The following is a 25,535-nucleotide window of genomic DNA, read 5'->3' on the forward strand; positions in this document are numbered from 1 at the left end:
GGCGTCAGACATCCTTTAACGATCCGTCCCGAGAGGCGGAGAAGGAGGTCCAGCTTGTCGAACACACCCACCGGTAGGGAGTTGCTCTCCGCTGCCGACGTCGGTCGCACGGTCGCCCGGATCGCGCACCAGATCATCGAGAAGACCGCGCTGGACGCGGAGAACGATCCACCCCGTGTGGTGTTGATCGGTATCCCGACCCGCGGCACCACCCTCGCCCACCGCCTCGCCGCGAAGATCGAGGAATTCTCCGGCATCCGGCCCCCCGTCGGATCCCTGGACATCACCCTCTACCGCGACGACCTGCGGACCAAGCCGCACCGCCCGCTCGAGCGGACCTCGGTGCCGGACGGCGGGGTCGACAGCGCGCTGGTGATCCTCGTCGACGACGTCCTGTTCTCGGGCCGCTCGGTGCGGTCGGCGCTGGACGCGCTGCGGGACCTCGGCAGGCCCCGTGCCGTGCAGCTGGCGGTCCTCGTCGACCGCGGCCACCGGGAGCTTCCGCTGCGCGCGGACTACGTCGGTAAGAACGTCCCCACCGCGCGCAGCGAGGACGTCCAGGTGCTGCTGGTCGAGCACGACGGCGTCGACGCCGTGACGCTCAGCAGCGGAGAGAACGAGGGAACCGCCCAGTGAAGCATCTGCTCTCGGTCACCGACCTGACCGCGGAGTCGGCCACCGCACTGCTCGACGAGGCCGAACGATTCCAGCAGGCGCTGCTCGGCCGCGAGGTCCGCAAGCTGCCGACCCTGCGCGGGCGCACCGTGATGACCGTCTTCTTCGAGAACTCGACCCGCACCCGCGTCTCCTTCGAGGTCGCCGGGAAGTGGATGAGCGCGGACGTGATCAACGTCAGCGCGTCGAGTTCATCGGTGAGCAAGGGCGAGTCGCTGCGGGACACCGCGCTGACCCTGCACGCCGCTGGCGCGGACGCGCTGATCGTGCGGCATCCCGCGTCGGGCGCCGCGCACCGGATCGCCGAGTGGACCGGCGACGGTAACGGCGGCGGGCCCGCCGTCATCAACGCGGGCGACGGCACCCACGAGCATCCGACGCAGGCGTTGCTGGATGCGCTCACCCTGCGGCAGCGGCTCGGCGACATCGCGGGCAAACGGATCGCGATCGTCGGCGACATCCTGCACAGTCGGGTCGCGCGGTCCAACGCGTTCCTGCTGTCGATGCTCGGCGCGGAGGTGGTGCTGGTCGCGCCCCCGACGCTGCTGCCGGTGGGGGTGTCGAGCTGGCCGGTCACCGTCTCGCATTCGATCGACGCCGAACTGCCGGGCCTGGACGCGGTGCTGATGCTGCGGGTGCAGGCGGAGCGGATGAACGGCGGGTTCTTCCCGTCGCCGCGCGAGTACTCGATCACCTACGGCCTCAACGAGAGGCGCCTCGCGCTGCTGCCGGAGCATGCGGTGGTGCTGCACCCGGGGCCGATGCTGCGCGGTATGGAGATCGCGTCCGCCGTTGCCGATTCACCGAAAACTGCTGTGCTGCAGCAGGTCACGAATGGAGTTCACATCCGCATGGCTGTCCTGTTCGGGTTGTTGGTCGGTACCGGGGAAGGGGTGGCGCTGTGAGCGGCGGCGAGGTGCTGATCACCGGAACGCGGATCTACGGCGAGGGTGACCCGGTCGACGTGCTGATCCGCGGCGGCGAGATCGCCGAGATCGGGGCGGGACTCGCCGCGGCGGACGACGCCACCGTGATCGACGCCGCGGGCCAGATCCTGCTGCCCGGCTTCGTCGACCTGCACACCCACCTGCGGGAACCTGGCCGCGAGGACACCGAGACCATCGAAACCGGCTCCGCGGCAGCGGCTCTCGGTGGATTCACCGCGGTCTTCGCGATGGCCAACACCAGCCCGGTCGCCGACTCGGTGGTCATCACCGACCACGTGTGGCGCCGCGGCCAGGAGGTCGGGCTCGTCGACGTGCACCCGGTCGGGGCGGTCACCGTCGGGCTGGCGGGCAAGCAGCTCGCCGAGATGGCGACGATGGCCGCCGGCGTCGGGCAGGTCAAGCTGTTCTCCGACGACGGCCACTGCGTTGACGACCCGCTGGTCATGCGCCGCGCCCTGGAATACTCCAGCGCGCTCGGTGTGCTGATCGCGCAGCACGCGGAGGAGCCGCGGTTGACCGTCGGCGCCGTCGCCCACGAGGGCCCGACCGCCGCCCGGCTCGGGCTCGGTGGCTGGCCGCGGGCGGCGGAGGAGTCGATCGTCGCCCGCGACGCCCTCCTTGCCCGCGACGCCGGAGCCCGCGTGCACATCTGCCACGCCTCCACCGCAGGCACCGTCGAACTGCTGAAGTGGGCCAAGGGGCAGGGCATCTCGATCACCGCCGAGGTCACCCCGCATCACCTGCTGCTCGACGACTCCCGGCTGGAGACCTACGACGGGGTGAACCGGGTGAACCCGCCGCTGCGGGAACGTTCCGACGTGGAGGCGCTGCGCGCGGCGCTGGCCGACGGCACGATCGACTGCGTCGGCACCGACCACGCCCCGCACGCCGAGCAGGACAAGTGCTGCGAGTTCTCGCAGGCCCGCCCCGGCATGCTCGGGTTGGAGACGGCGCTGGCGATCATCGCGCAGACCATGGTCGAGCCCGGGCTGCTGGACTGGCGCGGCGTCGCGAAGGTGATGAGCGAGCGGCCCGCGGAGATCGTCGGGCTGCCCGACCAGGGCCGCCCGATCGCGGTCGGCGAGCCGGCAAACCTGACGCTGGTCGACCCGGCCCGGGAGTGGACGGTCCGCGGACCCGAGCTCGCGTCGATCGCGAACAACACCCCCTACGAGGCGATGACCTTCGGTGCGAAGGTCACCACCACCCTGCTGCGGGGCACGCCGACGGTGCTCGAGGGGCGGGTGCGGTGATGGACCGGGTCCTGATCACCGCCGGCTTCGCGGCCCTGTGGGTGGTGCTGGTTGCGTTGATGTTCTGGGGCTGGCGGGGCCGGGCGAAGCGGCAGCGGGAGCGCGTCGGCGACCTGCCCGCCGTCCCCGCCGAGCGGGGGGCGCAGCTGATCCCGCCGAGCACCGGACTGTATGTGGGCAGCACCCTCGCCCCGAGTTGGCAGGACCGGATCGCGGTCGGCGACCTCGGCCACCGGGCCACCGGCGAACTGAGCCGCCACGAGCTGGGTGTGCTGCTCGAACGCGACGGGGCGTCGCCGATCTGGATCCCGCAGGAGTCGATCCGCGCGATCCGGACCGAACGCGGGCTCGCGGGCAAGGTCATGAGCAAGGACGGGGTCCTGGTGATCCGGTGGGAGCTGCCCACCGGAACGGAGATCGACACCGGATTCCGTGGAGACGACAAGAGCGTGTACCCGACCTGGGTGGATGGAGAGAAAGAGTGAGCATCGTGAAGTCAGGGCCCGCGGCCCTCGTCCTGGAGGACGGCCGGATCTTCCGCGGCGTCGAGTTCGGCGCCACCGGGCAGACCCTGGGTGAGGCGGTGTTCTCCACCGGCATGACCGGCTACCAGGAGACCCTGACCGACCCCAGCTACCACCGCCAGATCGTGGTGGCCACCGCCCCGCAGATCGGCAACACCGGCTGGAACGACGAGGACAACGAGTCCGTCGGCCCGACCGGAAAGTCGTCGGAGTCGCGAATCTGGGTGGCCGGTTTCGTGGTCCGTGATCCGTCGCGCCGCACGTCGAGCTGGCGGGCCACCGGGTCGCTGCAGGATGAGCTGGAGCGGCAGGGCGTCGTCGGCATCGCAGGCATCGACACCCGCGCCCTGGTCCGGCACCTGCGCACCCGCGGATCGATGCGCGCCGGCGTGTTCTCCGGCGCCGCGCTCGCCGACGACGCCAGCATGCTCGCCGCGGTGCAGGGGCAGCCCGCGATGCTCGGCGCTGACCTGGCCGGTGAGGTGTCCACCAGCAGCGGCTACGTCGTCGAGCCGGTCGGCGGCAAGGCCCGCTTCACGGTCGCCGCGATCGACCTCGGCATCAAGACCAACACGCCGCGGATGTTCGCGCAGCGCGGGATCCGGGTGCATGTGCTGCCCTCGACCGCGAGCCTCGAGCAGATCCTCGACCTGAACGCGGACGGCGTGTTCCTGTCCAACGGCCCCGGCGACCCGGCGACCGCGGACGGCGCGGTGCACCTGACGAAGGAGGTCCTCGGCCAGGGTCTGCCGCTGTTCGGCATCTGCTTCGGCAACCAGATCCTCGGTCGCGCCCTCGGCCTGGACACCTACAAGATGAAGTTCGGGCACCGCGGCATCAACATCCCGGTGGTCGAGCACGGCACCGGCCGGATCGCGATCACCGCGCAGAACCACGGGTTCGCGCTCGAGGGCGAAGCGGGCCAGGAGTTCGACACCCCGTTCGGTCGCGCCCAGGTCTCCCACACCTGCGCCAACGACGGTGCCGTCGAGGGCGTCCGCCTGCTCGACGACTCCGCGTTCTCCGTGCAGTACCACCCGGAGGCCGCGGCGGGCCCGCACGACGCCGCCTACCTGTTCGACCGTTTCACCAGCCTGCTCGAGGGAGCCAAGAAGTAATGCCGAAGCGCACAGATCTCAAGCACATCCTGGTGATCGGTTCCGGTCCGATCGTCATCGGCCAGGCCTGCGAGTTCGACTACTCCGGCACCCAGGCGTGCCGCGTGCTCCGGGAGGAGGGCCTGCGGGTCTCGCTGGTCAACTCCAACCCGGCCACGATCATGACCGACCCGGAGTTCGCCGACTCCACCTACGTCGAGCCGATCACCGCGGAGTTCGTCGAGAAGGTCTTCGCCCGCGAGGCCGCGAAGGGCACCCCGATCGACGCCGTCCTGGCGACCCTCGGCGGCCAGACCGCACTGAACACCGCCGTCGCGCTGCACGAGCAGGGCCTGCTCACCAAGTACGGCGTCGAGCTGATCGGCGCCGACTTCGACGCCATCCAGCGGGGCGAGGACCGGCAGAAGTTCAAGGACATCGTCACCAAGTGCGGCGGCGAGTCGGCGCGCTCGCGGGTGTGCTTCACGATGGACGAGGTGAAGGACACCGTCGCCGAGCTCGGCTACCCGGTCGTGGTGCGGCCGTCGTTCACGATGGGCGGCCTCGGGTCCGGGATGGCCTACGACGAGACCGACCTGGAGCGGATCGCCGGCGGCGGCCTCGCCGCGTCGCCGACGGCGAACGTCCTGATCGAGGAGTCCATCCTCGGCTGGAAGGAGTACGAGCTCGAGCTGATGCGCGACGGCCGCGACAACGTGGTCATCGTCTGCTCGATCGAGAACGTCGACCCGGTCGGCGTGCACACCGGTGACTCGGTCACCGTCGCGCCCGCGATGACGCTCACCGACCGCGAATACCAGGAGATGCGTGACCTCTCCATCGCGATCCTGCGCGAGGTCGGCGTCGACACCGGCGGCTGCAACATCCAGTTCGCGATGGACCCGAAGGATGGCCGCCTGGTCGTCATCGAGATGAACCCGCGGGTGTCCCGCTCGTCGGCGCTGGCGTCGAAGGCGACCGGCTACCCGATCGCGAAGATGGCCGCCAAGCTGGCGATCGGCTACACCCTCGACGAGATCGTCAACGACATCACGAAGGAGACGCCGGCCTGCTTCGAGCCGACGCTCGACTACGTCGTCGTCAAGGCGCCGCGGTTCGCGTTCGAGAAGTTCCCGGGCGCCGACGGCACCCTGACCACCACGATGAAGTCCGTCGGTGAGGCCATGTCCATCGGCCGCAACTTCACCGAGGCGTTCGGCAAGGTGATGCGCTCGCTGGAGACCAAGCGGGCGGGCTGGTGGACCGGCCCCGAGGTGGAGGGGGACGACCTCGACGCGCTGCTCGAGGAGCTGAAGGTCCCGCACGACGGCCGCATGTACGGCATCGCGAAGGCGTTCGCGCTCGGTGCGACCGTCGAGCAGCTGTTCGACGCCACCGCGATCGACCCGTGGTTCCTCGACCAGTTCGAGCAGATCCACGAGCTGGGCGAGCACCTGCGTGCCGCCGAGCACCTCGACGAGGTGACGCTGCGGCAGGCCAAGTACCACGGCCTGTCGGATCGGCAGATCGCCGCGCTGCGGCCCGAGTTCGGCGACCACCGGGTGGGGGAGGACGCGGTCCGCGCGCTGCGCGACGAGCTGAGCATCCACCCGGTGTACAAGACCGTCGACACCTGCGCCGCCGAGTTCGAGGCCAAGACGCCGTACCACTACTCGACGTACGAGCTCGATCCGAACGCCGAGACCGAGGTCGCCGAGCAGCGGGAGAAGCAGAAGGTGCTGATCCTCGGCTCCGGTCCGAACCGCATCGGTCAGGGCATCGAGTTCGACTACTCGTGCGTGCACGCGGCGCTGACCCTGTCCGAGGCCGGGTACGAGACGGTGATGGTCAACTGCAACCCGGAGACCGTCTCCACCGACTACGACACCGCCGACCGGCTGTACTTCGAGCCGCTGACCTTCGAGGACGTGCTCGAGGTGTACCGCGCGGAGTCGGCGTCGGGCACCGTCGCCGGCGTCATCGTGCAGCTCGGCGGTCAGACGCCGCTGGGTCTGGCGCGGCGGCTGAAGGAGGCCGGTGTCCCGATCGTCGGCACCAGCCCCGAGGCCATCGACCTGGCCGAGGACCGCGGCGAGTTCGGCCGCGTCCTCACCGAGGCCGGGCTGCCCGCGCCGAAGTTCGGCACCGCCACCACCTTCGACGGCGCCCGGGACATCGCGTCCGGGATCGGCTACCCGGTGCTGGTGCGGCCGTCCTACGTGCTCGGCGGGCGCGGCATGGAGATCGTGTACGACGAGAAGTCGCTGCAGGACTACATCGCCCGCGCCACCGAGATCTCCGACGACCGGCCCGTGCTGGTCGACCGGTTCCTCGAGGACGCCGTCGAGATCGACGTCGACGCGCTGTGCGACGGCACCGAGGTGTACCTCGGCGGCGTGATGGAGCACATCGAGGAGGCGGGCATCCACTCCGGTGACTCCGCCTGCGCGTTGCCGCCGATCACCCTCGGCCGGGCCGACCTGGAGAACGTGCGCCGCTCCACCGAGGCGCTCGCGAAGGGCATCGGCGTCAAGGGCCTGCTCAACGTGCAGTACGCGCTCAAGGACGACATCCTCTACGTCCTTGAGGCGAACCCGCGGGCGTCCCGCACGGTGCCGTTCGTGTCGAAGGCGACCGCGGTGCAGCTGGCGAAGGCGTGCGCGCGGGTGATGCTCGGTGAGTCGATCGCCGAGCTGCGCAGCAAGGGCATTCTGCCCGCGAGCGGGGACGGCGGCGAGACGCCGGCGACCGCGCCGATCGCGGTCAAGGAGGCGGTGCTGCCGTTCAACCGGTTCCGCCGCGCCGACGGCACCGGCGTCGACACCCTGCTCAGCCCGGAGATGAAGTCCACCGGCGAGGTGATGGGCATCGACAAGGACTTCGGCACCGCGTTCGCGAAGAGCCAGACCGCGTCGTACGGATCGCTGCCCACCTCCGGCACCGTCTTCGTCTCCGTCGCGAACAAGGACAAGCGGTCGCTGATCTTCCCGGTCAAGCGGCTCGCGGACCTCGGCTTCGCGATCCTCGCGACCGCGGGCACCGCGGACGTGCTGCGCCGCAACGGCATCGTCTGCGAGCAGGTGCACAAGCAGTCCGGTGAGGAGCTCGACGAGGGCGCCGTCACCATCGTCGACCGGATCCGGGCCGGCGAGGTCGACATGGTGATCAACACGCCGTACGGGAACTCCGGACCGCGTGTCGACGGCTACGAGATCCGGAGCGCGGCCGTGTCGGCGACGATCCCGTGCATCACCACCGTGCAGGGCGCGTCGGCCGCGGTCCAGGGCATCGAGGCCGCGATCCGCGGCGACATCGGGGTCCAGTCGCTGCAGGACCTGCACGCGACGTTGCGCGGATGAGCACCGAGGCCGCTGGGCTCATGAGCACCGACAGTTGGGGCTCCCGGCTCCGGACCGCGGTCCGGAGCCGGGGGCGGCTGTGCGTTGGCATCGACCCGCACCCGCCGCTGCTGCGGGCCTGGGGTCTGCCGGAGACCGCGGACGGGCTCGCGCGGTTCGCCGAGGTGTGCACCACGGCGTTCGCGGGTGAGGTGGCCCTGGTCAAGCCGCAGGTGGCGTTCTTCGAGGCGTACGGCACCGCCGGGTACGCGGTCCTCGAACGGACGATCGCGGCACTGCGGGAGTCCGGCACGCTGGTCGTCGCCGACGCCAAACGCGGCGACATCGGCTCGACGATGTCGGCGTACGCGCAGGCCTGGCTCGGGGAGGGCGCCCCGCTGGCGTCGGATGCGCTCACCGTCTCGCCCTACCTGGGGTTCGGGGCGCTTGAGCCTGCGGTGACGCTGGCGACGGCGACCGGGCGGGGCCTGTTCGCGTTGGCCCGCACCTCCAATCCGGAGGGTGGCGGGTTGCAGGGGGCCAGGACCGCCGGTGACGACGGTTCCGCCGGGTCCGGGCCGTCGGTGGCGCAGTCGATGGTGGACGCAGCGGTGGCGCACAACAGGGACGGCCGGGACACGATGGGCCTGGTCATCGGCGCGACGCGCGATCATGGTCTGGACCTGTCGGCGTTCACCGGTCCGATCCTGGCGCCCGGGCTCGGCGCTCAGGGCGCGACCGTGACGGATCTCGCAGAGATTTTCGAAGGGTCGCGAGAGTTGTTGTTGCCCAACACGTCTCGGGACGTGCTTCGGTGTGGTCCGTCGGTAGCCGCGCTGCGGGACGCCGCACTGCGGGTTCGTGACGAGGTCGAGACCGCCCTCGCATAGCCCACCCGATTTGCCCCCGCAGTTTCGGGGGTGGGTTAGCAATCGGCGCCGAGCGTGAGTACGGTCGCTATCGCCCCTGGTTATCCGGGGGTTGCGAACACCCCCGGGCCACCCGGGAGCTGTTTGACACTGCACACGACGAGACGGAGGAACCGTGGCCCTTCCCCAGTTGACCGACGAGCAGCGTGCTGCTGCTTTGGAGAAGGCAGCTGCCGCCCGTAAGGCCCGGGCTGAGCTCAAGGAGCGCCTCAAGCGCGGCGGCACCGACCTCAAGCAGGTCCTCAAGGATGCCGAAGACGACGAGATCCTCGGCAAGATGAAGGTCTCGGCCCTGCTCGAGGCCCTGCCCAAGGTGGGCAAGGTCAAGGCGCAGGAGATCATGACCGAGCTGGAGATCGCCCCGACCCGCCGCCTGCGTGGCCTCGGCGATCGTCAGCGCAAGGCCCTGCTGACCAGGTTCGATTTCGAGGCCTGAGTTCACAGGTGGCTGACGCACACAACGTGTCAGACCGCGAGAACGCAGTGCGGAGGGGCCGGCTGGTGGTACTGGCCGGCCCCTCCGCCGTCGGCAAGTCGAGTGTCGTGCGCAAGCTGCACGACCGGCTTCCCGACCTGGTTTTCAGCGTGTCTGCAACGACAAGAGACCCCCGCCCCGGCGAGGTGGACGGACGCGACTACCGGTTCGTCACCGCGGCCGAGTTCGAGCGGATGATCGCCGCGGGCGAACTGCTCGAATGGGCCGAGATCCATGGCGGACTGCAACGGTCCGGCACTCCCGCCGCGCCCGTGCAGGCCGCGCTGGCGGCCGGACATCCGGTGCTCGTCGAGGTCGACCTTGCCGGTGCCCGCGCCGTCCGGGCCGCGATGCCCGAGGCGGTGCTGGTGTTCATGGCGCCGCCGAGCTGGGAGGAACTGGTCGCGCGGCTGACCGGCCGCGGGACCGAATCCGAGGAGAAGATCGCCCGACGGCTTGAGACCGCGCGCGTCGAACTCGACGCCAAGGACGAGTTCGACGAAGTCATCGTCAACCACGACGTCGACCGTGCGTGCGAGGAGTTGGTATCCTTGTTGGTCGGTACCACGCAGTAACACCGATTCCGCTGATCTCAACCTTCTTCGCACCACCGAATCCGCACCACAGGAGACCCAGTGAGCGCAACCACCGTCGCGACCGACCGCCACGGCATCCCGGCCTACGACACCCCGCTCGGCATCACCAACCCGCCGATCGACGAGCTGCTCGAGCGCACCTCCTCGAAGTACGCCCTGGTGATCTACGCGGCCAAGCGGGCCCGACAGATCAACGACTACTACAACCAGCTCGGCGACGGCATCCTCGAGTACGTCGGCCCGCTGGTCGAGCCGGGTCTGCAGGAGAAGCCGCTGTCCATCGCGATGCGCGAGATCCACTCCGACCTGCTCGAGCACACCGAAGGCGAGTGACCCGCTCCCGTCCTGGCGTCGCCGAACGGATACTGTGACGTCCGTGACGGATTCGCATTCCGATACCGCCGGTTCACCACGACGCATCGTCGTCGGGGTGGGCGGCGGTATCGCCGCATACAAGGCCTGTTCGATCATCCGCAGCTTCACCGAGGCAGGCCATCACGTTCGGGTGGTCCCGACCGAGTCGGCGCTCGAGTTCGTCGGCCGCGCCACCTTCGAGGCCCTGTCCGGGAACCGGGTCGACACCGGGGTGTTCGACGACGTGCCGCAGGTGCCGCACGTGCGACTCGGTCAGGAGGCCGACCTGGTGGTCATCGCGCCCGCCACCGCGGACCTGATGGCCCGCGCCGCGCACGGCCGCGCCGACGACCTGCTCACCGGGACCCTGCTCACCGCCCGCTGCCCGGTGGTGTTCGCCCCGGCGATGCACACCGAGATGTGGGAGCACCCCGCGACCGTCGACAACGTCGCCACCCTCCGGTCCCGCGGGACCGTGGTGATCGAACCGGCCTCCGGGCGGCTCACCGGCAAGGACACCGGCGCGGGCAGGCTGCCCGACCCCGACGAGATCGTCGCGCTCGCGAACCTGCTGCTGGAGCGGCCGGACGGGCTGCCGCGCGACCTTGAGGGACGGCGGATCGTGGTGTCCGCGGGCGGCACCCGCGAGCCCCTCGACCCGGTCCGCTTCCTCGGCAACCGCAGTTCCGGCAAGCAGGGCTACGCGATCGCGCGGCTCGCCGCCCAGCGCGGCGCGCGGGTGACGCTGATCGCCGGGTACACCGCCGACCTGGCCGACCCCGCCGCGGTCGACGTGATCCGGGTGAAGACCGCGCAGGAGATGAAGGTCGCCGTCGACAGGGCTGCCGGGGTCGGCGCCGCCGACGGTGTCGCGCCCACCGCGGACGCGGTGGTGATGGCCGCGGCGGTCGCCGATTTCCGGCCCGCGACCGTCGCGACCGCGAAGATCAAGAAGGGCGCCGACGAACCCGACACCATCGGCCTGACCCGCAACGACGACATCCTCGCCGGGCTGGTGCAGGCCCGCCGGGACGGTGCGGTGCCAGCGACGACCCGGATCGTCGGGTTCGCGGCGGAGACCGGTGACGCCAACGGCGACGTCCTCGATCACGCCCGGTCCAAGCTGGCCCGCAAGGGCTGTGACCTGCTCGTCGTGAACGCGGTCGGGGACGGGAAGGCCTTCGAGGTGGACAGCAACGACGGGTGGCTGCTCGCCGCCGACGGCGCCGAGCGCGCGCTCGCGCACGGGTCGAAGGCGCTGATGGCCAGCCGGGTCCTCGACGCGGTGGCGGCGCTGCTGCCCACCAGGCAGTAGGGTCGGGGGCGGAACACGTGTCAGTATTTTGACGACCATTTGTCAGTTGGTGAGAGGGAGATCTGTGAGCAAGTCCGGAAGTCGGCTATTCACCAGTGAGTCCGTGACCGAGGGTCATCCGGACAAGATCTGTGACGCGATCAGCGACTCCGTCCTCGACGCACTGCTTGCCCAGGATCCGCGCAGCCGCGTCGCCGTCGAGACGCTGGTCACGACCGGGCAGGTGCACGTCGCGGGCGAGGTCACCACCTCCGCGTACGCCGACATCCCGAAGATCGTGCGCGACAAGGTGCTCGAGATCGGGTACGACTCGTCCGCCAAGGGATTCGACGGCAACTCCTGCGGTGTGAACATCGCGATCGGCGCGCAGTCGCCGGAGATCGCGCAGGGCGTCGACCACTCGCACGAGGCCCGTGTCGAGGGCAGCTCCGACGACGACATCGACCGTCAGGGCGCGGGCGACCAGGGCCTGATGTTCGGCTACGCCTGCACCGACACCCCCGAACTGATGCCGCTGCCGATCGCGCTCGCGCACCGGCTCTCGCGCAGGCTGACCGAGGTCCGCAAGACCGGTGTCCTCCCGTACCTGCGGCCGGACGGCAAGACCCAGGTCACCATCGAGTACGACGGCGACCGGGCGGTCCGGCTTGACACGGTCGTCGTGTCCACCCAGCACGCCGCCGACATCGACCTCGACAACCTGCTCACCCCGGACATCCGCGAGAAGGTGCTCGGGTCGGTGCTCGCCGAGATCGACGTGCCGTCCCTGGACACCTCCGAGGTCCGCCTGCTGGTCAACCCGACCGGCAAGTTCGTCCTCGGCGGCCCGATGGGTGACGCGGGCCTGACCGGCCGCAAGATCATCGTCGACACCTACGGCGGCATGGCCCGCCACGGTGGCGGCGCGTTCTCCGGCAAGGACCCGTCGAAGGTCGACCGCTCCGCCGCGTACGCGATGCGCTGGGTCGCGAAGAACGCGGTCGCGGCGGGCCTCGCGGACCGGATCGAGGTGCAGGTCGCGTACGCGATCGGCAAGGCGGCCCCGGTCGGGCTGTTCGTCGAGACCTTCGGCACCGAGAAGACCGACCCGGCCCGCATCCAGTCCGCGATCTCGGAGATCTTCGACCTGCGGCCCGGCGCGATCATCCGCGACCTGGACCTGCTGCGCCCGATCTACGCGCAGACCGCGGCGTACGGCCACTTCGGCCGCACCGACGTCGACCTGCCGTGGGAGCACACCGACCGCGCCGAGAAGCTGCGCGCGGCCGCCGGTCTGTAGATGACTGCTGATCCGAGCCGCCCACCGCTGTCGGTGGGCGGCTCGCGTCGTTCGTGCCGGTGGGACGGGTGACCGCGGAGCGCGAACCGGCCACGACGCTGCCGGTCGCGCGGGTGCTGCCGATGCTGCCGCTGCCGCACCTGGACCGGGTGTTCGACTACCTGATCCCGATCGAACTGGACGAGCAGGCCCGGCCGGGTGTCCGGGTCCGGGTCCGCTTCGCGGGCCGCCTGGTGGACGGCTTCCTCCTTGACCGGATCGCGGCCAGCGAGCATCCGGGGAAGCTGGGGTGGCTGGACCGGGTGGTGTCGGCCGAACCGGTGCTCACCCCGGAGATCGGGCGGCTCGTCGACGCGGTCGCCGCCCGCTACGCGGGGACCCGCCCGGACGTGCTGCGGCTGGCGGTGCCGCCGCGGCACGCGCGGGTCGAGGGCGAACCGGTCCCGGAGCGGGCGCCGCTGCCCGAGGGGCCGGTGCACACGGCGCCGTGGGCGGTGTACCGGCACGGGGAGAGCTTCCTCGCCGCGCTGGCGGCGCGGCGGGGTCCGCGGGCGGTCTGGCAGGCGACGCCGGGGGAGAACTGGCCGCGCAGGCTCGCCGAACTCGCCGCCGTCGTCGCCAGGGCGGGCCGGTCGGTGGTGCTCGTGGTGCCCGACCAGAAGGACCTCGACCGGGTCGCGACGGCGTGCGTCGACGTGCTCGGTGACGGTCCGGTGGTGCCCCTCGCCGCCGGTCTCGGGCCAGCAGTGCGGTACCGCCGGTGGCTGGCGGCGTTGCGGGGCACCGGCCGGGTGGTGGTGGGCACCCGCAGCGCGGTGTTCGCGCCGGTGCCCGACCTCGGCCTGATCGTGATCTGGGATGACGGAGACGATCTGCACTCCGAACCCCGCGCCCCGTACCCGCACGCGCGCGAGGTGGCGCTGCTGCGCGCGCACTCCGCCGGCTGCGCCGTGGTGGTCGGCGCGCACTCGCGGACCGTGGAGGCGCAGGCCCTCGTCGACTCCGGGTGGGCCAACGACCTCGTCGCCGACCGCGCCGTCGTCCGGGCCCGCGCCCCGCACGTGGTCGCGCTCGCCGACAGTGACCATGCCCTCGAACGTGACCCCGGCGCGCGGGCGGCGCGCCTGCCCGCGATCGCCTTCGCCGCGGCCAGGGACGCCTTGGCAGCGGATTCCGGTGTGCTGGTGCAGGTTCCGCGCCGCGGCTACGTGCCGTCGCTGGCCTGCGGGAAGTGTCGCGCCCCTGCCCGATGCCGGCACTGCAACGGCCCGCTGGCGCTGCCCGCCGCGGCAGGCCCGGACGGTGCGGGCACCCCCGGCTGCCGGTGGTGCGGCGTCGCCGACGCCACCCACCGGTGCGGGGCGTGCGGATCCCGGCAGCTGCGGGCGGTGGTCGTCGGTGCGGGCCGGACCGCGGAGGAACTGGGCCGGGCGTTCCCGGGTGTTCCGGTCCGCACCTCCGGTGGGGGTGAGGTGCTGACGAGCGTGAAACCCGGTGCCGCCCTGGTGGTCTCGACTGTCGGCGCCGAGCCGGTGATGCCGGGGGGCTACGGTGCGGCGCTGCTGCTCGACGGGTGGGCGCTGCTCGGCCGCGCGGACCTGCGGGCCGAGGAGGAGACCCTGCGGAGGTGGATGACCGCCGGTGCGCTGGTGCGGTCCGCGTCCGACGGCGGGAGGGTCGTGGTCGTCGCGGACGCGTCCATCCCGGTGGTGCAGGCGCTGGTGCGGTGGGACCCGGTCGGCGCGGCGCGGGCCCAGCTGGAACAGCGGGCCGAGGTTCGCTTTCCGCCGACCGTGCACATGGCCGCGGTCGACGGCGGGCACGCGGCCGTGGAGTCGCTGCTCGCGGCGGCCGCGTTGCCGGACGGGGTGGAGCTGCTCGGCCCGGTCCCGCTGCCGCCGGGCGAGCGGTTGCCGTTCGCTGGGGATGATCCCGAGCCCGACGAGGTTGAGCGGATGCTGCTGCGGGTGCCGCGCGGTGCGGGCGGGGCGTTGGCGCGTGCGCTGGCGCAGGCGCAGTCGGCCCGCGGCGCGCGCCGGGAATCGGGCTCGGTGCGGGTGCAGATCGACCCGCTGCGCATCGGCTGATCGCAGGCAGAAGGAGGCCGCACCGCTACTGTGTGCAGCCATGACCGCCCTGCTTGAGCGTGACGACCCCGCCGACGCCGCCGCGCCCCCGACCGGTGGCCTGCGCGCCCGGCTGCGCCGCTATGCACGCCGCCTGCACCCGGTCGGCCTCGCGGTGGCCCTGCTGTTCTTCACCTGGTCGATGAGTCCGTCGCTGCTGCCGCGGGCCTGGTATCTGCAGGGGCTGGCGACTGGCATCTCGATCGCGCTCGGGTACGGATTGGGCTGCCTTGCCGCCTGGCTGGTGCGGGCGTGCGGCGTCACCCCGACCTGGTCGGCGCGGACCCGCCGGATCGGCTGGTGGCTGCTCGCCGCGTCGGCCGCGATCCTCGTTCCGGTACTGCTCGTGCTCGGCGGGGTGTGGCAAAACTACGTCCGCGACCTGGTCTCCGTCCCGCGGACCCATCAGGCGAACGTGCTGCTGGTGTTCGTGATCGCGGTCGCGGTGTGGTTCGTGCTGCTGTCGGCGGCGCGGGGCATCCGCTCCGGCACCCGCCGGTGCAGTGCCTTCGCGCGCCGGTTCGTGCCCCGGCCCGCCGCGAACGTTGCCGGGCTGGCCGCAGCAATCGTGCTCGGTGTCCTGCTGGTCAACGGCGCCCTCTACAACGGCCTGATCGCGTTCGCCAACTGGAGTTTCTCCGGTGCGGACACCGACACCGCGGCAGGCGTCGACCAGCCGGTGGCGCCGGAGCGCAGCGGGTCGCCCGCCTCGGCCCAGGCCTGGTCCACACTCGGCCAGGAGGGGCGGACCTTCGTCGGCCGCGGACCCGACGCCGCCGCGATCACCGCGGTCACCGGCAGGCCAGCACTCGAGCCGATCCGCGTCTACGCGGGCCGGGAATCCGCCGAATCGGTGGCCGGGGTCGCCGACCTGGTGATCGCCGAACTCGATCGAACACACGCGTGGGACCGGAAGGTCCTCGCCGTCAACACCACCACCGGCCGGGGCTGGGTGAACCAGAACGTTGCGTCATCGCTCGAGTACCTCGAGGGCGGCGACACCGCGATCGCGTCGATGCAGTACTCGTTCCTGCCGAGTCCGTTGGCCTTCATCGCGGACCGGCAGACGCCGCAGGTCGCCGGGCGGGCGCTGTTCAACGCCGTGTTCGCGCGCTGGATCGACCTGCCCGTCGACACGCGGCCGAAGCTGGTCGTCTTCGGCGAGAGCCTCGGCGCCTACGGAGGCCAGAATGCCTTCGCCGGCTACCAGGACATGGCGACCCGGGTCGACGGCGCGCTGTGGGTGGGGACCCCGAATTTCACGCCGCAGTGGCGGGAGGTGACCGCCGACCGCGACCCAGGTTCCCGCGAGATCCTGCCGGTCGTCGACGACGGCCGCGCGGTCCGATTCGCGTCGGATCCGCAGGACCTCGATCTCGGCACCGCATGGGGTCCGCGGCGCACCGTCTACTGGCAGCATGCGAGCGATCCGATCGTGTGGTGGTCGCCGTCGCTGCTGTTCACCGAGCCGGACTGGCTCACCGAGCCCCGCGGCCGGGATGTCGACCCGAACATCCGCTGGTTGCCGCTGGTCACCTTCTGGCAGGTCACCCTGGACATGGTGTTCTCGGCCGACGTGCCCGCGGGGCACGGCCACGCCTACGGGGCGGACGCCGTGGACATGTGGGCCCGGATCCTGCCGACCGACGGGTGGTCGCAGGCGGACACGGATCGGGTGCGGGCGGTGCTGAGCGGGGACTGACCCGCCCCGTCCGCCCCGCCCGGTCCGCCCCGTCCGGGGTGCCATCGCCCGCACCCTTCGTCGAAGCGGGAGTTCTGTCGCTTGGGGGTTGCCGTAGACCTATTGTCGATATATCGTCGAGTGGGTCGAGATGGATCGCGGTCGAGGCGAATGTATGCCCCGCGGTCCGCCAATGAGAGGACAGGCATCATGGAGAACTTCCAACGAGACTTCGATCGCCGGGGGCGGAGTCGCAGGCCCGGTCGCATCGGTCGCGACGGCCGTCGTGGTCATGGCGAACCGGTTGGCGGTGGGTTCGGGCCCGGCGAGTCCGGCTCCGGCACAGGTGGATTCATGCAGGGGGGCGACTACGGCCCCCGCGGTGACTACGGGCCGCGCGGTGATTACGGGCCGCGGGGTGACTACGGGCCGCGCGGGCGTTTCGTGCCGCGGGGCGACTTCGTCCCCGGTCGGCGCCGCGGACCGCTGGGCGAGCCGGGTGGCCCCGTCGGACGCGGGCGCGGCCGTGGTGGTCGCGGTCGCCGCGGCGACGTCCGCGCGGCGATCCTGCTGCTGCTCGGCGAGGAACCCGTGCACGGCTACGAGCTGATCCAGCGGATCGCCGAACGCTCCGGCGGCGCATGGAAGCCGAGTCCCGGGTCGATCTACCCGGCGCTGGCGCAACTCGAGGACGAGGGCCTCGTCCTGATCGAGAAGGTGGCCGGTCGCAAGACCGCCAAGCTCACCGAGGCGGGCGCAGCGTATCTCGAGGAGCATCGCGGTGACCTCGGGAACCCCTGGGAGGAGATCAGCTCGGCCGTCGGCCAACCGGCGCGGGAACTGCGCGGCCTGCTCACCCAGCTGACCGGCGCGGTGCGTCAGGTCGCCGCCGCGGGAACGGCCGCACAGGCGACGGCGGCGGGAGAGGTACTCACCGAGGCACGCCGCGCGCTCTACCGCATCCTCGCCGACGATCACACCGCATCGCCGGCGGATGCCCCCGGCGCCGACGAGTAGACGAACCGGACGGTTCGCCGAATCCGGCCGATTCGTGACCGATCCGGCGGCGAGGGGCGAAGATGGACCGGTTCGGTGCTCGCGGGAGGATGACGATGAACAGACGTGCGTTGGTGGCCGCTGCGGCGTGCGCGGCAACCGTCGGACTGTGGCCCGGTGTCGCGTCGGCCGCACCCGACCTCGGCAGCGCAGCGGCGGCGGGGTCGGTATCGGAGACCCCGACCCTCCCCGGGCCGGCCCAGAGCACCCACGCCGCCGCCGCGGACTACGCCGACGCGCACCCCGGCAGCGCCCCGCCCGGCGCCAACGACGTCGCCTGCGTTCCGTCGGCCGCCCACCCCAACCCGGTGATCCTCGCGCACGGCAGCGACTCGAACGCCTACTCGGACTGGGCGGCCCTCGCCCCGCGGCTGCGCGTGGCCGGGTACTGCGTGTTCGCCGTCAACTACGGCGGAGCCCCCGACAGCGGTGACGGCGACGCGGGCAGCGGCGGCACCGGCTCGGTCGGCACCGAGCACCCCGGCAACTTCGGCACCGAGGACATGGTCGCCAGCGCGGAGCAGGTCGCGGACTTCGTGCGCCGGGTGCGGGAGTCGTCCGGCGCGCCGAAGGTGGACCTCGTCGGTTTCTCCCAGGGCGCGACCGTCACCCGTCACTTCGTCAACAAGCTCGGCGGGGCCGCCGTCGTCGACCGCTGGGTCGGGATGGCGTCCCCGAGTTACGGCGGCGTCTTCTACGGACTCGTCCCGATCGCGGACGCGGTCCCCGGCGGCAGGGCGGTGGTGAGCCTGTTCACGACCACCGCGGTCGAACAGCAGGCGCAGGGGTCGGACTTCCTGACCGAGCTGAACGCGCCGTCGGACACCGTTCCCGGCGTGCGGTACACCACGATCGGGACCCGCTACGACGAGATGATCCAGCCGTACACCAACATCGCGCTCCGCGGCCCCGGCGCGGACAACATCCTGATCCAGGACCGGTGCCCGCAGAACAAGACCGGCCACATGAACATGCCCTACGACCCCTACACGCTCGGCCTCGTCGAGCAGGCGCTCGATCCGACCGCGCCAGCCCCGACATGCAGACCGGTGCCGCTCGGGACCGGGATGGCCGGGATGATCGGCCGCTGAGCGTCGCGCTGCCCCCGGCACCCACCCGCCGCACCCGCACCCGTGCGCCGCCCCCTGCCCGCCCCCGCCAATTCCCGTGTGCACACACCCTTTGCGGCGTGCACACGGGAGTTGTGCGTGCAGTACCCGGGTGCGTGCGCGAACGGGTGTGTGCACACGGGGCGGTGTCGCCGCGCCGGGCGGGCGGAACGAGACGGCGCGCATCCCTAGACTGGACGACGACACCGCACCGATCTTCCTGGGAGCAGCCCCGTGACAGTCCAGCCCGTTCGCCTGTTCGGCGACCCCGTCCTCCGGACCCGAGCGGACGAGGTGACCGCCTTCGACGGGGAACTGGAGCAGCTGGTCACCGACCTCGTCGACACGATGCGCGATCGCGGCGGTGCCGGGATTGCGGCCCCGCAGATCGGCGTGTCGCTGCGGGTGTTCGCCTATGACTGCGGCGGCATGTTCGGGCACGTCGTCAACCCCACCTACGAGGTGATCGGCGGCGAGGAGCAGATCGGCAGCGAGGGCTGCCTGTCCGTCCCGGACGTGCGCGGCGACGTCCGACGCGCGACGACCGTCCGCGTCGCGGGCGTCGACGTCCACGGCGAGCCGGTGTCGTTCGAGTGCAGCGACATCATGGCCCGCTGCGTGCAGCACGAGACCGATCACCTCGACGGGGTCATGTTCATGACCCGGATGGACCCCGAGGACCGCAAGTCGGCGATGCGGACCATCCGCGAATCCGACTGGTTCGGCGCCGCGATCGCGGTGGCGGGCAACTGACATGCGCATCGTCTTCGCGGGCACCCCCGACCCCGCCGTCCCGTCCCTCGCCCGGCTGCTCGCCTCGCCGCGGCACGAGGTGGTCGCCGTGATCACCCGGCCCGACGCCGTCGCAGGCCGCGGTCGCAAGGTCACCCGCTCACCCGTCGGGCTGCTCGCCGACGAGCACGGAGTCGAGGTGCTCACCCCGACCCGCGCCTCCGACCCCGACTTCCTTGCCCGGCTCGCCGAACTCGCCCCGGACTGTGCGCCCGTCGTCGCGTACGGCGCGCTGCTGCCGCGGCCGGTGCTCGACGTCCCGAAGCACGGTTGGGTGAACCTGCATTTCTCGCTGCTGCCCGCCTGGCGCGGTGCGGCGCCGGTGCAGGCGTCGATCGCCGCGGGCGACGACATGACCGGCGCCAGCGCCTTCCAGCTGGAGGAGGGCCTCGACACCGGGCCGGTGTTCGGGGTGATGACCGAACGCATCCGCGACGCCGACACCGCGGGAGACCTGCTCGGCAGGCTCGCCGACAGCGGCGCGATCCTGCTCGAGCAGGTGCTCGACGGCATCGAGGACGGCACGCTGACCGCGGTGCCGCAGCCGGTCGACGGGGTGTCCCACGCGCCGAAGGTGACGGTCGATTCGGCGCGGATCGACTGGACGCTGCCCGCCGCGGTCGTGGACCGGCGGGTGCGCTCCGTCACCCCGGCACCCGGCGCCTGGACGACGGTGGGGGAGCTGCGGCTCAAGGTCGCGCCGGTGACGCCGGTCGCCGCGGACCTGCTGCCCGAGCCGCTGGAGCCGGGGCAGGTGCTGGTCCGCAAGGACGGTTGTTACCTCGGCACCGGAACCGTGCCGGTGCGGCTGAGTCAGGTTCAGCCCCAAGGAAAGAAGCTCATGGCGGCAGCAGACTGGGCGCGCGGCGCGCGCCTCGACCCCGAGGTGCGTGCACAGTGACCGACTCCCGACGTCCCTCCCGCGGCAACCGTGGCGGGCCCCGAAACGATGGCGCCAGCCGCAGCGGCAATCAGAACGGCAGGCGACCCAACACCCGGCCCCGGCAGGCGAAGCGGCCCGATGGGGCGGGCATCGACCCGGCCCGGCTCGCGGCCCGCGACGTGCTGCGCGCCGTCCGGGAACGCGACGCCTACGCCAACCTGGTGCTGCCCGCGCTGCTGCGCGAGCGCGGCATCGACGGCCGCGACGCCGCACTGGCCACCGAGCTGACCTACGGTGCGTGCCGCGCGCAGGGCCTCCTGGATGCGGTGATCGCCGCTGGCGCGGGCCGCCCCGTCGACGAGATCGACGGGCCGCTGCTCGACGTGCTGAGGCTCGGCGCCTACCAGTTGCTGCGCACCCGGATCGGCTCGCACGCCGCCGTCGACACCTCCGTCGACCTGGTCCGCACCGAATTCGGCCAGGGCCGCGCCGGTTTCGTCAACGCCGTGCTGCGGCGGGTGGCGGAGAAGACCGAGGAACAGTGGGTCGAGCAGCTCGGCCCCGACCCGGTGCGGGACCCGGTCGGGCACCTGGCGTTCCGGCACGCGCACCCGGTGTGGATCGCGCAGGCGTTCGCCGACGCGCTCGGCGCCGACGCCGGTGAGGTGGAGGCGGTCCTCGCCGCCGACGACGCCCGCCCCGTCGTACATCTGGTCGCCCGGCCCGGGGAGATCTCCGCGGAGGAATTGGCGCTGATCACCGGCGGCGAGCAGGGCCCGTACTCGCCGTACGCGGTGCACCTCGACGGCGGCGACCCCGGCCTGCTCGAGCCGGTCCGCGAGGGTCTGGCCGCCGTGCAGGACGAGGGCAGCCAGCTCGTCGCCCGCGCACTCACGTTGGCGCCGGTCGTCGGCGAGGACCGGGGTCGCTGGCTGGACCTGTGCGCCGGACCCGGCGGCAAGGCGGCGCTGCTCGGTGCGCTCGCCGACATCGAGGGCTTCCGCGTCGACGCCGTCGAACCGGCCGAGCACCGCGCCGACCTGGTCCGCAAGACCACCAGGGGACTGCCGGTCGACGTGCACGTCGGCGACGGCCGCGACCCCGGCCTGACGCCGGGCTTCGACCGGATCCTCGTCGACGCGCCGTGCACCGGCCTCGGCGCGCTGCGCCGCCGGCCCGAGGCCCGCTGGCGCCGCAAGCCGTCCGACGTGTCCGAACTCGTTGCGCTGCAACGGCAGCTGCTGGCGTCGGCGATCGGGCTGCTGCGCCCCGGCGGCGTCGTGCTGTACTCCACCTGCTCGCCGCACCTGTCGGAGACGGTGTCGGTGGTCGCCGACGCCGTCCGCAGGCACGGGGTCGAGCAGCTCGACACCCGCGAGCTGGTCCCCGGCGTCCCCGGTGTGGGCGCCGGCCCCGGCGTGCAGCTGTGGCCGCACCGGCACGGCACCGACGCAATGTTCATGGCGGCGCTGCGCAAGCCAGTGGAGTAGCGCGCTCGTCGAACGGGCGGTTGTCGGGGCATCGGCCGAGAGGCGATCCCGATAACCGCCCGTTCGACGGGACCACAACGACCGCAGAGTGTCTGCTGCCAGTACGCTCCCTCCAAATTTGATGAGCGCGAATGGTGGTGCGGTGGAATCGTTTGATCTTCGGTCGGCCTTGGTGACGTTCGATGTGCCGCAGCTTCGGGAGAAGGTGGGCGACCGAGAACAGCTGGATCGACTCGATCGATTCTTCGGAATTGGTGATCCGAGTCGAAACACGTACTTGAAGTACAAGTTGGCTGTCGGGGAATCATGTTCGAGCGAGTTTCCTTGGGCTTCACCGTCGCAGCATTAGTTGGCTGATATGGCCCGCGTTGTCACGGCGGCGAAGCTGCCGCTAGGTGACATGAAGGGTCGGTTCGATGCGGTACCACACCACAACGGACCGCGGTCACTGAAGTACAGGCACGTTGCATCGGCTCAGTACGTGACATTGTCGTGTGAGTTCATGTGGGACCGGTCGTTTCCTGGTAGCGGCGAGCCGGGCGAGCAGAATGCTGGACATCTTCTCGACGAACTGCTTGTTCTGTCGCTCGTGTCCGGGGTCGCCGCGGTCGAGAAGAGTCGTACCCTGATCAATCGCGAGCTTCGAACGTCGGGTGGCGGGCGGTTGGCCCGGCTATGGTCTCCTCAGATTCAGCGGCAAGAATGGGCAGCGGCGTCGGTACGCCATTACTACAGGTCGACCCAGAAACGGAGAAACGACGAGCTCATCGAGATGATGGACGCGATTCTGGACGGCGAGCTGGATTTTCTCGGTCGATTCGATCCGCCTACGCGGCCCACGGCGAGTATCGGCGCGAACGGTGGAGGGGCGATCGCCAGGAAGTTCACAACCGACGTAGACCTTGATGAGCTGCTGGATGGCGATGGCGTCATGCATGTCGGTGGCTCACTCATCGAAATCGACGATGAGCGGCTGAACGTCCTCGAACAGTTGGAAGCAGAGTTCGGTTCCGAGAACTGCCACTATGCGCGAGGGTCTTCGAGGGTCCGGACGGCATCGACAGTTCTGGTTCGAGCATTGACGAGAGCTACGTGATTCTCGTGGTACGTCGACCGATCGTCTCGGGGTTTGTCGAGGATGCCATCGCGATCAGCTTCATCGCTGGACGGAATGCCACTTTCTATGTCCGCGGTGATGTGTCCACGGAGCACTGGACCAGCGTTCTGGCCGGATGGAAGATCTCCGCCCGACTGAAAGGTGCGCGAAGGCTGAAGTTTGTTGCGAACTCCCTCTGGGATGAGTACGACGCCATGTACGAGAAGCTGTCTTTCCTACACTCGTGCGACGCTGCAGGTTTCGCAGCGCATCACAAGCAACTTCGCTTCAACGAGCACGGGGATTACGAGATGGTCTGAGCACATGCGAATGAAATTGAGCACCCCGCGCAGCGCTGACAGCGTAGGGCCCTGTGAAGGTGATGTCGGTCCCCACCGTCGACGTCAAACGTCAGCAGCCCCACCATCACCTCCAGCACCGTGCTCGTCACCCTGCTGCAGCGCGAGGTCGTCACCGGGAAACGGCGCGCCCGAACCCCCGTCGTCGGCGTGTACGCCGACGACGGGACTCCGCTGTCGGGGGAGCGGACCGTCGTCGTGGACAACGCCGCCGAGGATATCCGGGACCGGAGCTACACCGTCGAACTCGTGCTCAGCGAGGCCGCCGAACGCTACAACGGCAAGTCCGTCCACATCCGCGCCGACGAACTCACCAACGGCACCCGCACCGAGTACCGGCACACCACGGTATCCCTGCAGCGCGGATTCGACGGGTTCTTCGACCCGCTCTGATTGCTGATTCAGTACGCGTTTCGTAGGGTAGGAGCCTACGAAACGTGTACTGAAGGGTGGTGGAGCGGATGCGCGGCACACCGCTGCCGGCCGAGTTGGCGCGGACTGCACTGCGCACGATTCGTCCACAAGACGTCGCCCACGTCTACCGCCACCCTCGTCCGGAACTGTCCCGGCTCGCGGATAGGGGCGTCCTGCATCGGGTGGCCCGCGGCTACTACATTGTCGTGCCGCAGGAACAGGTCGGACGTGCGTGGCTGCCCGGCCTGGAATCTGCCGCGGCGGGCATCGCGTCGACGATCTACGGGGCCGACCGGTCAGTGGTGATGGGCATCAGTGCCGCCCGGCTACTTGGTGCAATCCCGCGGGCACTGGCTGCCGCGGTCGTCGCTGTCCCGTACCGGCACCGGCCGATCGAGTTGCTCGACCGTCCCGCCATCCTTCGATTCGTGCAGCGTGACACCGATGCACTCGACGCAGAACGCATCGGCACCCCGCTCGGTGCGGCCCTGGTCACCACGCCCGAACAGACCGTGCTCGACCTCTCGCGACGGCCGCTTCTCGGGAACGCGGAAGCCGAGATTCCCGGCGCCATTGCGACGCTCTACCGCCGCAGCGACCGGGATCGACTCGAAGAACTGGCGCGGGAGCAGCGGATGGTCGCCAGCCTGCGGCGCGCCGAGATCTGGGCGGGGGAGAGGCCGTGAACATCGACGAACGCGACGTTGTCGCAGCCCGGTTCGGGGTTGCGCCGGAACAGGTGGAACGCGACCACCTCATCTCGCATCTCCTCGCGGTGCTGTCCGACCGTTTCGCGGACCGGCTCCACTTCATCGGCGGCACCGCTCTCGCCCGCACGCACCTCGTGGACGGTCGTCTCAGCGAGGACATCGACCTGGTCGCTCTCGGCAACCGCACCGAACTGGCCGCCGAGATCGACGCCGCGCTCCCACGTGCAGTGGCGCGCACGCACGGACGGTTGAGCTGGGAGCCCGCGCTCGGCACCGTCCGGGACACCGCGGCCGCGCACCTCCGAACGGCGAGCGGCCTGACCGTCAAGGTGCAGTTGCTGTCGTCGAAGGATCGGACGGTGTGGCCCGCCGAAACTCGCGCCCTCGCGCAGCGCTACCTCGATTCGCCGCCAGCACAGTTGACGGTGCCCACACGTGCAGCGTTCGCCGCGTCGAAGACCGCGACCTGGCACGACCGCCGCGCATCACGCGATCTGTGGAACCTGTGGGCGCTGGCCGGGATCGGAGCCATCGACGACGAGGCAGCAGATCTCTACCGGCAGCACGGGCCGACTGGCAAGCCGCCCGGCGGGCACCTGTTCGTCACGCCACCGACCGACAACGACTGGACAGCGCAGCTGGCCGGACAAACCCAGCTGTCTGTGACCGCGCGCGATGCGCTGATCGCGGTCGGCGCTGCCTGGGCGCGTGTGACCGAACCCGAACCGTGCAGGAAGATGGAGAGCCGTGGCCGACACCGTAGACGAGGCCCCCGCCGCGACACCCAGGCTCACCGCGCTCGAGGCCAAGGCCAACACCGAATTCCCCGGACTCGTCGTCCGCAAGGATCTCGTCGGTCGGGTGCGGGGAAACGCCGTCGTCCCCGGGTATGTGCTTGAGTTCCTCCTCGCCCAGTACTGCGCCACCGACGACGAGGCGACGATCGACACCGGCATCGAAAGCGTCCGCAACATCCTCGCCCAGCACTACGTGCACCGCGGCGAAGCCGAACTGGTGAAGTCGACCATCCGGGACCG

At 70.9% G+C, this 25,535-nt stretch carries 24 protein-coding genes and 1 pseudogene; all 25 read left to right on the forward strand.

What is annotated here, in order from left to right; all coding sequences use genetic code 11:
• Positions 1-54 precede the first annotated feature (54 nt).
• Entirely contained in the window at positions 55-636 is a 582-nt protein-coding gene (gene pyrR / locus ACFWPA_RS09645; protein ID WP_378506268.1) for a bifunctional pyr operon transcriptional regulator/uracil phosphoribosyltransferase PyrR, read from the forward strand.
• A complete protein-coding gene (locus ACFWPA_RS09650) occupies positions 633-1,580 on the forward strand; it encodes an aspartate carbamoyltransferase catalytic subunit (protein ID WP_378506269.1) in 948 nt (315 codons plus the stop codon). Before pyrR ends, ACFWPA_RS09650 begins: the two co-directional genes overlap by 4 nt.
• Positions 1,577-2,875: a dihydroorotase gene (locus tag ACFWPA_RS09655; protein WP_378506270.1), complete on the forward strand. Its 1,299-nt coding sequence runs from the start codon at positions 1,577-1,579 to the stop codon at positions 2,873-2,875. Before ACFWPA_RS09650 ends, ACFWPA_RS09655 begins: the two co-directional genes overlap by 4 nt.
• Positions 2,875-3,360 carry a transporter gene (locus ACFWPA_RS09660; RefSeq protein ID WP_378506271.1) on the forward strand — a complete coding sequence of 162 codons (486 nt, stop codon included), beginning with the start codon at positions 2,875-2,877 and terminating at the stop codon, positions 3,358-3,360. Before ACFWPA_RS09655 ends, ACFWPA_RS09660 begins: the two co-directional genes overlap by 1 nt.
• Positions 3,357-4,517 (forward strand): glutamine-hydrolyzing carbamoyl-phosphate synthase small subunit, encoded by a 1,161-nt coding sequence (carA, locus tag ACFWPA_RS09665; protein WP_378506272.1) that lies wholly within the window; start codon positions 3,357-3,359, stop codon positions 4,515-4,517. The genes ACFWPA_RS09660 and carA overlap by 4 nt, the downstream gene beginning before the upstream one ends.
• A complete protein-coding gene (gene carB / locus ACFWPA_RS09670; RefSeq protein ID WP_378506273.1) occupies positions 4,517-7,855 on the forward strand; it encodes a carbamoyl-phosphate synthase large subunit in 3,339 nt (1,112 codons plus the stop codon). The genes carA and carB overlap by 1 nt, the downstream gene beginning before the upstream one ends.
• Positions 7,852-8,724 (forward strand): orotidine-5'-phosphate decarboxylase, encoded by an 873-nt coding sequence (gene pyrF / locus ACFWPA_RS09675; RefSeq protein WP_378570073.1) that lies wholly within the window; start codon positions 7,852-7,854, stop codon positions 8,722-8,724. Before carB ends, pyrF begins: the two co-directional genes overlap by 4 nt.
• Before the next feature lie 154 nt (positions 8,725-8,878).
• On the forward strand, positions 8,879-9,199 hold the full coding sequence (mihF, locus tag ACFWPA_RS09680; protein WP_378506275.1) for an integration host factor, actinobacterial type: 321 nt from the start codon (positions 8,879-8,881) through the stop codon (positions 9,197-9,199).
• Between the two features lie 65 nt (positions 9,200-9,264).
• Positions 9,265-9,813 (forward strand): guanylate kinase, encoded by a 549-nt coding sequence (gmk, locus tag ACFWPA_RS09685; protein WP_378506276.1) that lies wholly within the window; start codon positions 9,265-9,267, stop codon positions 9,811-9,813.
• Between the two features lie 60 nt (positions 9,814-9,873).
• The gene (gene rpoZ / locus ACFWPA_RS09690) at positions 9,874-10,167 is read left to right on the forward strand and encodes a DNA-directed RNA polymerase subunit omega (protein WP_378506277.1); all 294 of its coding nucleotides are present in this window, start codon (positions 9,874-9,876) and stop codon (positions 10,165-10,167) included.
• A 34-nt stretch (positions 10,168-10,201) separates the two neighbouring features.
• On the forward strand, positions 10,202-11,503 hold the full coding sequence (coaBC, locus tag ACFWPA_RS09695; protein WP_378506278.1) for a bifunctional phosphopantothenoylcysteine decarboxylase/phosphopantothenate--cysteine ligase CoaBC: 1,302 nt from the start codon (positions 10,202-10,204) through the stop codon (positions 11,501-11,503).
• Positions 11,504-11,567: 64 nt separating this feature from the next.
• Positions 11,568-12,782: a methionine adenosyltransferase gene (gene metK, locus ACFWPA_RS09700; RefSeq protein ID WP_378506279.1), complete on the forward strand. Its 1,215-nt coding sequence runs from the start codon at positions 11,568-11,570 to the stop codon at positions 12,780-12,782.
• Positions 12,783-12,904: 122 nt separating this feature from the next.
• Positions 12,905-14,869 carry a primosomal protein N' gene (locus ACFWPA_RS09705; protein ID WP_378506404.1) on the forward strand — a complete coding sequence of 655 codons (1,965 nt, stop codon included), beginning with the start codon at positions 12,905-12,907 and terminating at the stop codon, positions 14,867-14,869.
• Between the two features lie 40 nt (positions 14,870-14,909).
• Positions 14,910-16,610, forward strand: coding sequence for an alpha/beta hydrolase (locus ACFWPA_RS09710; RefSeq protein WP_378506280.1), 1,701 nt, complete (start codon positions 14,910-14,912; stop codon positions 16,608-16,610).
• 333 nt (positions 16,611-16,943) lie between these two features.
• A complete protein-coding gene (locus tag ACFWPA_RS09715) occupies positions 16,944-17,606 on the forward strand; it encodes a helix-turn-helix transcriptional regulator (RefSeq protein WP_378506281.1) in 663 nt (220 codons plus the stop codon).
• Positions 17,607-17,695: 89 nt separating this feature from the next.
• Positions 17,696-18,736: an esterase/lipase family protein gene (locus ACFWPA_RS09720; protein ID WP_378570074.1), complete on the forward strand. Its 1,041-nt coding sequence runs from the start codon at positions 17,696-17,698 to the stop codon at positions 18,734-18,736.
• A 252-nt stretch (positions 18,737-18,988) separates the two neighbouring features.
• Positions 18,989-19,507 carry a peptide deformylase gene (def, locus tag ACFWPA_RS09725; protein WP_378506283.1) on the forward strand — a complete coding sequence of 173 codons (519 nt, stop codon included), beginning with the start codon at positions 18,989-18,991 and terminating at the stop codon, positions 19,505-19,507.
• A gap of 1 nt (position 19,508) precedes the next feature.
• The gene (fmt, locus tag ACFWPA_RS09730; RefSeq protein ID WP_378506284.1) at positions 19,509-20,447 is read left to right on the forward strand and encodes a methionyl-tRNA formyltransferase; all 939 of its coding nucleotides are present in this window, start codon (positions 19,509-19,511) and stop codon (positions 20,445-20,447) included.
• Positions 20,444-21,919: an RsmB/NOP family class I SAM-dependent RNA methyltransferase gene (locus ACFWPA_RS09735; protein ID WP_378506285.1), complete on the forward strand. Its 1,476-nt coding sequence runs from the start codon at positions 20,444-20,446 to the stop codon at positions 21,917-21,919. The genes fmt and ACFWPA_RS09735 overlap by 4 nt, the downstream gene beginning before the upstream one ends.
• A 358-nt stretch (positions 21,920-22,277) precedes the next feature.
• Entirely contained in the window at positions 22,278-23,015 is a 738-nt protein-coding gene (locus ACFWPA_RS09740) for a hypothetical protein (RefSeq protein WP_378506286.1), read from the forward strand.
• A complete protein-coding gene (locus tag ACFWPA_RS09745) occupies positions 23,012-23,335 on the forward strand; it encodes a hypothetical protein (RefSeq protein ID WP_378506287.1) in 324 nt (107 codons plus the stop codon). Before ACFWPA_RS09740 ends, ACFWPA_RS09745 begins: the two co-directional genes overlap by 4 nt.
• Positions 23,336-23,455: 120 nt before the next feature.
• Positions 23,456-23,767, forward strand: a complete 312-nt coding sequence (locus tag ACFWPA_RS09750; protein ID WP_378506288.1) for a hypothetical protein — start codon at positions 23,456-23,458, stop codon at positions 23,765-23,767.
• 68 nt (positions 23,768-23,835) lie between these two features.
• Entirely contained in the window at positions 23,836-24,474 is a 639-nt protein-coding gene (locus ACFWPA_RS09755; RefSeq protein ID WP_378506289.1) for a type IV toxin-antitoxin system AbiEi family antitoxin, read from the forward strand.
• A complete protein-coding gene (locus ACFWPA_RS09760; RefSeq protein WP_378506290.1) occupies positions 24,471-25,397 on the forward strand; it encodes a nucleotidyl transferase AbiEii/AbiGii toxin family protein in 927 nt (308 codons plus the stop codon). The genes ACFWPA_RS09755 and ACFWPA_RS09760 overlap by 4 nt, the downstream gene beginning before the upstream one ends.
• Positions 25,360-25,512 (forward strand): annotated as a pseudogene (locus tag ACFWPA_RS09765) (anti-phage BREX system Lon protease BrxL); the annotation flags it as partial. The gene ACFWPA_RS09760 and the pseudogene ACFWPA_RS09765, both read left to right, overlap by 38 nt.
• Between the last annotated feature and the right edge of the window lie 23 nt (positions 25,513-25,535).

Source organism: Rhodococcus sp. NPDC058505 (assembly GCF_042720095.1).
GTDB lineage: Bacteria > Actinomycetota > Actinomycetes > Mycobacteriales > Mycobacteriaceae > Rhodococcus_G.

Bases quoted from the DNA above. Each gene is read 5' to 3' on its own strand.
- pyrF (WP_378570073.1), top strand. From the start codon at position 7,852: ATGAGCACCGAGGCCGCTGGGCTCATGAGCACCGACAGTTGGGGCTCC.
- carB (WP_378506273.1), top strand. From the start codon at position 4,517: ATGCCGAAGCGCACAGATCTCAAGCACATCCTGGTGATCGGTTCCGGT.
- ACFWPA_RS09715 (WP_378506281.1), top strand. From the start codon at position 16,944: ATGCAGGGGGGCGACTACGGCCCCCGCGGTGACTACGGGCCGCGCGGT.
- ACFWPA_RS09710 (WP_378506280.1), top strand. From the start codon at position 14,910: ATGACCGCCCTGCTTGAGCGTGACGACCCCGCCGACGCCGCCGCGCCC.
- fmt (WP_378506284.1), top strand. From the start codon at position 19,509: ATGCGCATCGTCTTCGCGGGCACCCCCGACCCCGCCGTCCCGTCCCTC.
- ACFWPA_RS09755 (WP_378506289.1), top strand. From the start codon at position 23,836: ATGCGCGGCACACCGCTGCCGGCCGAGTTGGCGCGGACTGCACTGCGC.
- ACFWPA_RS09740 (WP_378506286.1), top strand. From the start codon at position 22,278: ATGGCCCGCGTTGTCACGGCGGCGAAGCTGCCGCTAGGTGACATGAAG.
- ACFWPA_RS09705 (WP_378506404.1), top strand. From the start codon at position 12,905: ATGCTGCCGCTGCCGCACCTGGACCGGGTGTTCGACTACCTGATCCCG.
- ACFWPA_RS09660 (WP_378506271.1), top strand. From the start codon at position 2,875: ATGGACCGGGTCCTGATCACCGCCGGCTTCGCGGCCCTGTGGGTGGTG.
- ACFWPA_RS09720 (WP_378570074.1), top strand. From the start codon at position 17,696: ATGACGATGAACAGACGTGCGTTGGTGGCCGCTGCGGCGTGCGCGGCA.